At 70.6% G+C, this 8,917-nt stretch carries 8 protein-coding genes; 4 read left to right on the top strand and 4 right to left on the bottom strand.

Annotated features, from left to right (window positions below; all coding sequences use genetic code 11):
* The 4 genes from JR065_RS14075 to JR065_RS14060 form a co-directional block, all read right to left on the bottom strand.
* On the bottom strand, window positions 1-815 hold an 815-nt coding region (locus JR065_RS14075), incomplete at its 3' end, for a pseudouridine synthase (RefSeq protein ID WP_206234882.1).
* A 46-nt stretch (window positions 816-861) separates the two neighbouring features.
* Window positions 862-1,359: a hypothetical protein gene (locus tag JR065_RS14070; protein WP_206234881.1), complete on the bottom strand. Its 498-nt coding sequence runs from the start codon at window positions 1,357-1,359 to the stop codon at window positions 862-864.
* A 284-nt stretch (window positions 1,360-1,643) separates the two neighbouring features.
* Window positions 1,644-2,753: an OmpA family protein gene (locus tag JR065_RS14065; RefSeq protein WP_206234879.1), complete on the bottom strand. Its 1,110-nt coding sequence runs from the start codon at window positions 2,751-2,753 to the stop codon at window positions 1,644-1,646.
* Window positions 2,754-3,019: 266 nt separating this feature from the next.
* Window positions 3,020-3,931, bottom strand: coding sequence for a LysR family transcriptional regulator (locus JR065_RS14060; RefSeq protein WP_206234878.1), 912 nt, complete (start codon window positions 3,929-3,931; stop codon window positions 3,020-3,022).
* Between the two features lie 95 nt (window positions 3,932-4,026).
* Between JR065_RS14060 and JR065_RS14055 the strand changes: the two genes are divergently transcribed.
* The 4 genes from JR065_RS14055 to JR065_RS14040 are packed head-to-tail and all read left to right on the top strand — an operon-like array spanning window position 4,027 to window position 8,650.
* Window positions 4,027-5,262, top strand: a complete 1,236-nt coding sequence (locus JR065_RS14055) for an MFS transporter (RefSeq protein ID WP_206234877.1) — start codon at window positions 4,027-4,029, stop codon at window positions 5,260-5,262.
* Window positions 5,259-6,521 carry an SGNH/GDSL hydrolase family protein gene (locus JR065_RS14050; RefSeq protein ID WP_206234876.1) on the top strand — a complete coding sequence of 421 codons (1,263 nt, stop codon included), beginning with the start codon at window positions 5,259-5,261 and terminating at the stop codon, window positions 6,519-6,521. Before JR065_RS14055 ends, JR065_RS14050 begins: the two co-directional genes overlap by 4 nt.
* A gap of 36 nt (window positions 6,522-6,557) precedes the next feature.
* A complete protein-coding gene (locus tag JR065_RS14045; RefSeq protein ID WP_206234874.1) occupies window positions 6,558-7,592 on the top strand; it encodes an aldo/keto reductase in 1,035 nt (344 codons plus the stop codon).
* Between the two features lie 32 nt (window positions 7,593-7,624).
* Window positions 7,625-8,650 carry a zinc-binding alcohol dehydrogenase family protein gene (locus JR065_RS14040; protein ID WP_206234873.1) on the top strand — a complete coding sequence of 342 codons (1,026 nt, stop codon included), beginning with the start codon at window positions 7,625-7,627 and terminating at the stop codon, window positions 8,648-8,650.
* The last annotated feature ends 267 nt before the right edge of the window (window positions 8,651-8,917 follow it).

The following is an 8,917-nucleotide window of genomic DNA, read 5'->3' as shown; positions in this document are numbered from 1 at the left end:
CCAGTCCCCGGTCCCGCCCCCAACGCCTGCACCTCGGCCTCACTCAGCTCGCGCCAGGCGCCCTTGCCCAGTTCGCCGAGCGCCAGGTCGCCGATGGCCACCCGCACCAGCCGCAGCACCCGCAGGTCGAATGCCTCGAGCAGGCGCCGGATCTGCCGGTTGCGGCCTTCGTCGAGCACCACTTCCAGCCACGCATGCTTGTCGCCCTGGCGCAGCGGCCGCACCGCCTTCGCGCGCAACGGCTCGCCGTCCACGACGACGCCCTGGCCGATGCGCGCCAGCAGCGCCGCGTCCGGCAGCGCATCGACCTGCACGTGGTAGGTCTTGTCCGGGCCGCTGGCCGGATCGGTGACCCGTGCCGCCCACTGCGGATCGTTGCTGAACAACAGCAAGCCTTCGCTGGCCTTGTCCAGCCGCCCGACCGGCGCCAGCCACGGCAGCCCGGCACCGTCGAAACAGCGGTAGACGGTGTCGCGGCCGCGTTCGTCCTGCGCGGTGGTGACCAGGCCGCGCGGCTTGTTGAGCATCAGGTACACGCGCCGCGTGGCGGCAAGCGGCGCGCCATCGAGCGCAAGGCGGTGCCGGCTGCGCAGGATCGGGAACTCGGGGTCGGTGACGATGCGGCCGTCGACCGCGACGCGGCCGGCGGCGATCCAGCGCGCGGCCTCGCTGCGCGAGCACAGGCCGAGCTTGGACAGGGTCCGCGCCAGGCCATGGCGGGTCTCGCCGGCCGCCGCGGCGCGCGGCGACCGCGCGGCCGTGGCCAAGGGCGCCACCGGGCGGAGCGCGGGGCGGCGGGGACGCGGAGGCTTCACCGCTGGCGCTGCGGGCGCAGGCGCGGCCGCTGGCCGCGCGGCGCGCTTACTTGATTTCGGCCGGCTTGGCTTCGGCCGGCACCGCGGCGGCGGGCACCGCCACCGGGCGCGCCTTGACCACGCGCACGCCGCGCGCCTTCATCCACGCGTCGAACTCTTCGGCGGTCATGCGCTTGCCGTTCTGGCTCATGTCGAAGCGCCACGGGGTGTTGTCGAACGCGGTCGCCGGCTTGTACGCCGCCGGATCGTTCGGCTTGACCGCGGCGCCGGCCGGCATCGCGTTGGCCAGGCTCTGGCAGCCTTCCACGCGCAGGCGCAGCAGCACGCGGTCGACCGACTGGTCGCTGCTGTAGGACTGGGCCAGCACGCCGCTGGGCATGCCCAGCTGCAGGCTGCGCGTGTACAGCTCCGAAGCGACCGGGGCGCCGACCGTGGCCGGCAGCGGCAGCGGCTTGGGCAGGACGTCGCCGGAACAGTCCGGGGCGGCGTGGGCGGCAGGAATCAGTGCAAGGCCAAGCAGGCCGGCCGTAACGATACGCAGCATCGGTTTTTTTCCATTCAGGCGAGACGACGCCGCGAGTGTAGGCAGCGCCACGCGCGGTTTCAACCGATACCGGCACTGCATGCGCTAAATAATTGGGAAGACTGAAAAAATTCAGCTTGGCAGCGCCGTCCCTGCAGAAGCGGCTTCAGTCGCGACCCGGGGTGTTACCGGCAAGGCCTGTCGCGACTGAAGTCGCTCCTGCAGGGGCAGCACTGCGTTTTTCGGGCGCAAAAAAACAAAGCCCGGCACGGGGCCGGGCTTTGCTTGAAGCATGAAGCGTCCGATTAGTTCTGGACGTTCAGCTCGGTACGACGGTTCTTCGCACGGCCTTCCGGGTTGTCCGAACCATCCGGGTTGGCGTTCGGCGCAATCGGGCGGCTCTCGCCGTAGCCGATCGGACCGACCAGACGCGAAGCGTCCACGCCGTTCTGGGTCAGGTAGTTGTACACCGCGGTGGCACGACGCTCCGACAGCTTCTGGTTGTAGGCGTCGGTACCCTTCGAGTCGGTGTGACCGGCGACCTCGACCTTCAGGTCGGGGTAACGCTTCAGGATCTCGGTGGCCTCGCTCAGGATCGCCACGGCGTCCGGACGCAGGGTCGCCTTGTCGAAGTCGAAGTTGACACCCTTCAGGTCGATCGACACCGGCACCGGGCAACCGTCCGGACCGATCGTCTGGCCGGGCTGCGAAGCCGGGCACTTGTCGTCGCAGTTGTTGACGCCGTCGCCGTCGTCATCCAGATCCGCGCAGCTCGGGGCGGCGGACGGAGCCGGAGCGGCAACCGGAGCGGACGGCGGCGGGCCGAGCGGAATCACGACGCCGACCGAAGCCAGCACGTCGCCGAACCAATCCTTGTCTTCGCCGACCAGCGCCGGGTTCACGCTCGCGTCGTCGAAGTCAGCGCGGTAGGCCACTTCGGCACGCACGGCAACGCGCTTGTCGAAGGTGGTCTGCAGACCGACGCCGGCCTTGGCGGCAAAGTTGCCGTCCTTGCGCTGGCCCGGGGAATCCGGATTCGGGAACGCGTCGAACTCTTCTTCCGAACGCTGGTAGCCCAGGCCGAACAGCAGGTACGGGTTCCAGCCGCGGCCTTCCTGGATGAAGTGGCGACGCAGGTCGAACGAGATGCCGTACTGGCTCCAGTTCAGGTCCTGGTTGTCGTCGAAGTTCGGGTTCTGGTAGTTCAGCTCGCCGTCGATCGACCAGTTCGGGCTGACGAACTTGCCCAGGCCCAGGGACACGAACGGAGCATCGTTGGTGCCGCGATCATTGTTCTGGAAGTTGAAGCCAGCCGCACCGGTCAGGTACCAGCGGTCGTCGAACTCCTGCGCGGACGCTGCCTGGGCAACGGCCAGACCGCCCAGCAATGCGGCAGTAAGAATTTTCTTGTTCATGTATACAGCTCCTTGTTTCGGGGATATAAACCGGTAAGGCATGGTCCAGCTCAGATGTCATCACACCCAGACGGCCGCTTGCTCATGCCATCGACGCGCAGATTAGGCTTGGCAAAGTGAAGACGGCGTTAACGACCGCGTAACATGTGAAAGCCAATGCCAGACCCTAGAGCGGCTGGCGATGCACCCTATACAGCTTGATGAAATAACGCAATGCCATGCCCGTAGACGAGTTTTCGCGTCTGTCAGCTTGCAGCGCCGACGATTCATGGCGATGACAGGCGCTCCCACGGCGGCGGATCGGCGAACTGCTCGGCCATGAACTCGGTGAACGCGCGCACCCGCGGCGGCACCAGCCGGCGTTGCGGCATCACCGCGTGGATGCCGGTCTCGGCCGGCGGATGGTCCGGCAGCACCACCTGCAGGCGTCCATTGCGCAGATCCTCGGCCACGTGCCATACCGAATGCAGCGCGATGCCCAGCCCGTTCACCGCCGCGTCGCGCAGCACCTCGCCCAGGTTCGACTCCATCGGCCCGCTCACCTTCACCGCCTCCTCGCCCTGCGCACCGTGCAAGCGCCATACGTCCTGCCGGCCTTCGGCCCCGCTCAGCAGCAGGCAGGCATGCCGGGCCAACTCGCGCGGCGTGGCCGGGGCGCCATGGCGGCGCAGGTAGTCGGGCGAGGCGCACAGCACGCGCCGGTTGCCGGCGATGCGGCGCGCGACCAGGCTGGAGTCGCGCAGCGCGCCGATCCGGATCGCCAGGTCGAAGCCTTCGCTGACCAGGTCCACCACGTTGTCGCTCAGGTGCACGCTCAGCCGCAGCTGCGGGTAGCGCGCCATGAACTGCGGCAGCAGCGGCGAGACGTACTGGCGTCCGAACGAGGCCGACATCGTCACCCGCAAGGTACCTGCCGCGCCCTCGCCGCGCAGGCTGCCGGCAAGCGATTCCAGGTCCTCGACCAGCGCGCGCCCCTGTTCGGCCAGTTGCTGCCCTTCCGGGGTCGGGTGCAGGCGCCGGGTGGTCCGGTGCAGCAGGCGCACGCCCAGCTCGCGTTCCAGCCGGCGCAGGCGCTGGCTGGCGACGGCGACCGACAGGTCCAGGCTGCGCGCGGCGGCGCTGATCGAGCCCAGGTCGAGCACGCGCAGGAACAGGGCGATGTCGCCGATCCGGTCCATTCTATTGGTTTTGTTGAAAGTGACTGTGGATATTGCCAGTTTCCGTTCGCAAAGCGCGCTCCTAGGCTGCGATGTCCCCGCCGCTCAGGAATGCCATGCCACCGCTCCGCGCCCCATCTCCCACGCCAAACCCGCCCCGCCTGCCGCTGGCGCTGTTCGCGCTGACCGCCGGCGCGTTCGGGATCGGCACCACCGAGTTCGTGATCATGGGCCTGCTGCTGCAGGTCGGCGCCGACCTCGGGGTCGGCGTGCCGGCCGCCGGCTTGCTGATTTCCGGCTATGCGCTGGGGGTATTCGTCGGCGCGCCGCTGCTGACCGTGCTCAGCCGCCGCTGGCCGCGCAAGACGGTGCTGGTGGCGCTGATGCTGGTGTTCACCGCCGGCAACCTGGCCTGCGCGCTGGCGCCGAACTACGCGCTGCTGATGGCCGCGCGGGTGCTCACCTCGCTGGCGCACGGCACCTTCTTCGGCGTCGGCGCGGTGGTCGCCACCGGCCTGGTCGCGCCGGAGCGCCGGGCCTCGGCGATCTCGATGATGTTCACCGGACTGACCGTGGCCACCCTGCTCGGGGTGCCGGCCGGCGCCTGGCTCGGCCTGCACTACGGCTGGCGCGCGACGTTCTGGGCGGTGGCCGCGATCGGCGCGATCGCCACCGCGGTGATCGTCGCGCTGGTGCCGCGCAGCCACGACGCGGCGGCGCCGCCGCGGCTTGGCGAGGAGCTGCGCGCGGTCGGCCGCGTGCCGGTGCTGCTCGGCCTGGCGGTGACCGTGCTCGGCTATGCCGGGGTGTTCACCGTCTACACCTATATCCAGCCGATCCTCACCCGGGTCACCGGCCTGGCCGACAGCGCGGTGTCGCCGGTGCTGCTGGTGTTCGGCATCGGCATGATCGTCGGCAACCTGTACGGCGGGCGCCTGGCCGACCGCCGCCCGGCCGCGGCGCTGCCGATCACCCTGGGCGCGCTGGCACTGGTGCTGGCGGCGATGTTCTTCGCGCTGCCGTCGGCCGCCGCGACGGTGCTGTTCACCGGGCTGCTCGGCGTGGCCGCGTTCGCCACCGTGGCGCCGCTGCAGTTGTGGGTGCTGGGCCGTGCCGGCGAGGCCGGCCGCCACCTGGCGTCCAGCCTCAACATCGGCGCGTTCAACCTGGGCAATGCGCTGGGCGCGTGGCTGGGCGGTGCGGTGATCGCGCACGGCGCCGCGCTCGGCCACCTGACCTGGATCGCCGCCTTGGTCACCAGCGCCGGACTGGCCCTGGCGCTGGTCGCGTTGCGCCTGCCGCAGGCCACGGCAACGGCGGCGGGCGCCGCCTGCGCCGGAGGCCGGGCATGAACCGCCCGCTGCGGCGCGCGGCGCTGGCGGCGATGCTCGGTGGCGCGATCGCGCCGGCCGGCGCGGCGGACGAGGGCTGGATCGCGAGCTGGCAGGCCAGCCCGCAGCCGCTGTGGTCGCCGGAGTTCCCGTTCCCGACCCAGGCGCCGTTCAACCTGTGGCGGCAGACCGTGCGCCAGGTCGCGCGGATCAGCCTGGGCGGCGACGAACTGCGCATCGAGCTGTCCAACGCCTACGGCCGCGAACCGCTGCGGATCGGCGCGGCGCACGTGGCCCTCGCCGGCGACGGCGCGGCGACCGTACCGGGCTCGGACCGCATGCTGCGCTTTGCCGGCAGTGCGTCGGTGACGATTCCGCCGGGCGCGCCGATGCTCAGCGACCCGGTCGCGCTGTCGGTGCCGGACCTGGGCCGGCTCAGCGTCAGCCTGTACCTGCCGCAGCCGACCGAGCCCGCCACCTTCCATTGGGAAGGCCTGCAGAGCGCATGGCTGCTGCCGGGCGACGCCGGCTCGGCGGTCGCGCCGGCCGAGGCCGCGCCGCTGCCGGTGCGCGTGTTCCTCAGCGGCGTGCAGGTGCGGCGCGCGGACGCCGCCGGCGCGGTGGTGACGCTCGGCGACTCGATCACCGACGGCGCCGCGTCCACGCCCGGACGCGACCGGCGCTGGCCCGACTACCTGGCCGCGCAGCTGGCGCCGCAGCGCGTGGCGGTGGTCAATGCCGGCATCTCCGGCGGCCGCGTGCTGCGCGACCGCATGGGCCGCAACGCGCTGGCGCGGCTGGATCGCGACGTGCTGGCGCAGCCGGGCGTGCGCACCCTGGTACTGCTGATCGGCATCAACGATCTGAGCTGGTACGGCACGCCGTTCGCGCCCGACGATGCGCCGGTATCGGCGCAGGCCCTGATCGACGGCTACCGGCAGCTGGTGCAGCGCGCGCGTGCGCACGGCCTGCAGGTGGTCGGGGCCACGCTGACGCCGTTCGAAGGCGCGCTGCCGGACACGCCGATCGGCGGCTACTACACCGGCGACAAGGAACGCGTGCGCCAGCAGGTCAACGCCTGGATACGCGAAGGCAACGGTTTCGATGCGATCATCGATTTCGACGCCCTGCTCCGCGATCCCGCGCACCCCACCCGCATGCTGACCGCATTCGATTCCGGCGATCACCTGCATCCTGGCGATGCCGGCTACGCCGCCATGGCCGAGGCGGCCGCGCGGGTGCTGCGCGACGCCGCCCCGCGCGGCGGCGCGCGACCCTAGATCCTCAGATCCTTCCCCCCAACAGGAGTCATTCGTATGGAATACCGTCATCTCGGCGCCTCCGGCTTCAAGGTCCCCGTGCTCAGCTTCGGCACCGGCACCTTCGCCGGCCAGGGCGATTTCTTTTCCGTCTGGGGCAACTCCGACGTGGACCAGGCGCGGCGCCTGATCGACATCTGCCTGGAGGCCGGGGTCAACCTGTTCGACAGCGCCGACATCTATTCCGGCGGCGCGGCCGAGTCGGTACTGGGCGCGGCGATCAAGGGCCGCCGCGACCAGGTGCTGATCTCGACCAAGGCCACGTTCCGCTTCGACGCCGACGATCCGAACAGCGTCGGGTCCTCGCGCTTCCATCTGGTGCGCGCGGTCGAGGCGGCGCTCAAGCGCCTGGATACCGACTACATCGACCTGTTCCAGCTGCACGGCTTCGATGCGAAGACGCCGGTGGAGGAAACCCTGTCCACCCTCGACGACCTGGTCCGCGCCGGCAAGATCCGCTACCTGGGTGTGTCCAACTTCTCCGGCTGGCACCTGATGAAGTCGCTGGCGGTCGCCGACCGCTACGGCTGGTCGCGCTACGTCGCGCACCAGGCGTACTACTCGCTGGTCGGCCGCGACTACGAGGAAGAGCTGATGCCGCTGGGGCTGGACCAGGGCGTGGGCGCGCTGGTGTGGAGCCCGCTGGGCTGGGGCCGGCTGACCGGCAAGGTGCGCCGCGGCCAGCCGCTGCCGCAGAGCAGCCGCCTGCACGACAGCAAGGTCACCGAGGCCGGTCCCCCGGTCGAGGACGAACGCCTGTACCGGGTGGTCGAGGCGATCGACGCGGTGGCCGCCGAGACCGGCAAGAGCGTGCCGCAGATCGCGCTGAACTGGCTGCTGCAACGGCCCACGGTCAGCAGCGTCATCATCGGCGCGCGCAACGAGGAGCAGTTGCGGCAGAACCTGGGCGCGGTCGGCTGGAACCTCAGCGCCGAGCAGGTGCGGCGGCTGGACGAGGCCAGCGCGGTGGTGCCGCCGTACCCGTACTGGCACCAGCGCGGCTTCGCCGAACGCAATCCGCGTCCGGTATGACCCCCGATCCCTATCGCCCTCCTGGAGAACGCATGAAAGCCGTAGCCCTTACCCACTACCTGCCCATCGACGACCCGGATTCGCTGCGCGACGTCGACCTGCCCGCGCCCGCCGCGCCCACCGGTTTCGACCTGCTGGTGCGGGTCGAGGCGGTATCGGTCAACCCGGTCGATACCAAGGTCCGCGCACCGAAGCCGCAGGTGGAACCGCAACCCAAGGTGCTCGGCTACGACGCGGCCGGGGTGATCGAAGCGGTCGGTCCGGACGTCGTCGGCCTGGAGCCGGGCGATGAGGTCTACTACGCCGGCGACATCACCCGCCCCGGCAGCAACGCGCAGTACCAGTTGGTCGATGCGCGCATCGTCGCGCGCAAGCCGGCGACGCTGGATTTCGCCCAGGCCGCGGCGCTGCCGCTGACCACGCTGACCGCGTGGGAGCTGCTGTTCCAGCGCATGCCGTTCGACTTCGACGACGAACGCAACCGCGGCCGCCGCCTGCTGGTGATCGGGGGCGCCGGCGGCGTCGGCTCGATCGCGATCCAGCTGGCGCGGCACGCCGGTTTCGAGGTGATCGCCACCGCCTCGCGCGAGCAGACCCGCGACTGGTGCCTGGGCCTGGGCGCGAGGCACGTGATCGACCACCGGCAGGCGCTGGCGCCGCAGTTGCAGGCGCTTGGCATCGAGCAGGTGGATGCGGCGATCAACCTCGCCGACACCGACCGCTACTGGGACGCGCTGGGCGAACTGGTCGCGCCGCAGGGCCATGTCGGCCTGATCGTGGAGCCGTCCGGCGCGCTGCGCATCGGCGATCCGTACAAGGCCAAGTGCATCGGCATCCACTGGGAAATGATGTTCGCGCGCCCACGCTTCAGGACCGCCGACATGATCGAGCAGCACCGCATCCTGGCGCGTGCGGCCAGCCTGATCGACGCCGGCGAACTGCGCACCACGCTGACCGAGACGCTGGCGCCGATCGATGCGGCCAACCTGCGCGAGGCACACCGGCGGCTGGAATCTGGCAGCACCATCGGCAAGCTGGCGCTGGCCGGCTGGGGCTGAACGGCCGGCGCGTTCGGCGCGAGGGCACGCTGTAGGAGGGTCTTCGGCCCGACCGGGCGCCAGTAACGACCGGTCGGGGCTGAAGCCCCTCCTACAAGGCGCCGCCACGACAACCGTTGCGGCGGTGCAACCTATCGCAACCACTAGCGAAGCACACCGGCCCTGCTCACTGCCTGCAAAACACGCACGGCGCGGCGGCGCGCGCTGACGGCGTCGACGGGCCAAAGCCATGGCTCGAGCCCCCGTCGACGCACGCCTCTTGCCGAA

The sequence above is a fragment of the Xanthomonas sp. genome (assembly GCF_017163755.1).
Lineage (GTDB): Bacteria > Pseudomonadota > Gammaproteobacteria > Xanthomonadales > Xanthomonadaceae > Xanthomonas_A.
This window is presented reverse-complemented; position numbering and strand designations above follow the sequence as displayed.

What these genes read in the sequence shown, in the direction of transcription:
- JR065_RS14070 (WP_206234881.1), bottom strand. Translation starts at nt 1,359, where the DNA reads ATGCTGCGTATCGTTACGGCCGGCCTGCTTGGCCTTGCACTGATTCCT.
- JR065_RS14065 (WP_206234879.1), bottom strand. Translation starts at nt 2,753, where the DNA reads ATGAACAAGAAAATTCTTACTGCCGCATTGCTGGGCGGTCTGGCCGTT.
- JR065_RS14060 (WP_206234878.1), bottom strand. Translation starts at nt 3,931, where the DNA reads ATGGACCGGATCGGCGACATCGCCCTGTTCCTGCGCGTGCTCGACCTG.
- JR065_RS14055 (WP_206234877.1), top strand. Translation starts at nt 4,027, where the DNA reads ATGCCACCGCTCCGCGCCCCATCTCCCACGCCAAACCCGCCCCGCCTG.
- JR065_RS14050 (WP_206234876.1), top strand. Translation starts at nt 5,259, where the DNA reads ATGAACCGCCCGCTGCGGCGCGCGGCGCTGGCGGCGATGCTCGGTGGC.
- JR065_RS14045 (WP_206234874.1), top strand. Translation starts at nt 6,558, where the DNA reads ATGGAATACCGTCATCTCGGCGCCTCCGGCTTCAAGGTCCCCGTGCTC.
- JR065_RS14040 (WP_206234873.1), top strand. Translation starts at nt 7,625, where the DNA reads ATGAAAGCCGTAGCCCTTACCCACTACCTGCCCATCGACGACCCGGAT.